Source organism: Stenotrophomonas sp. INTA L402-1 (assembly GCF_059295135.1).
The window spans coordinates 1-555 of record NZ_JCAFWP010000209.1 but is presented as its reverse complement, the minus strand read 5'-3'; the positions used below and the strand labels follow the sequence as shown (position 1 = coordinate 555).

Genomic DNA, 555 nt, shown 5'->3' with positions numbered 1-555 from the left:
GTATTGACCGAGAACATGCGCGTGTTCCATATAGGCCGCCGCACCTTTCAGGCCATACAGGCACAGCAGACGCAGGCCGAGAATGTTTTCGCCAATCGCCGCTTTATCTTTGTTAGGGGTAAATTCTGCTGCCTGACGTTGCAGCTCGCCGAGATCGTCGCTCACCAGTTGCAGGTCAGCCATCGGGTTATCGACGCGGGCGTTGGCATCTACAGCCAGGCATTGTGCTTTCAGCGCCTCGCGCAGGGCAATCGCTTCACGAGCGTAGCCGACAATACGCGGGGAATCGAAGTTAACGTTGGTCAGGGTTGAGAAAAATGCGCGTGGCGCAAAGCTGTCTACATCGTGGTTGATGATGCCGTATTCACGCGCTTTTACCGCCCAGGCCGAAAGCCCTTGCAGCGCCGCGATGAGTAAATCCTGAAGGTCAGAGGTTTCCGCCGTTTTACCACACATCCCCTGCGCGTATGAGCAGCCGTTTCCTGCCGGAGTACGGATAGTTTGTTCACATTGCACACAAAACATGATCACACCTTTTAAAGTTATATTTAATAT

The 555-nt window shown here is 53.5% G+C and carries 1 protein-coding gene; it reads right to left on the bottom strand.

Features of this window, described 5'->3' with window-relative positions:
* The coding region (locus AC5O77_RS22390) for a hypothetical protein (RefSeq protein WP_494507245.1) at positions 1-525 on the bottom strand (525 nt) is incomplete at its 3' end.
* Positions 526-555 lie beyond the last annotated feature (30 nt).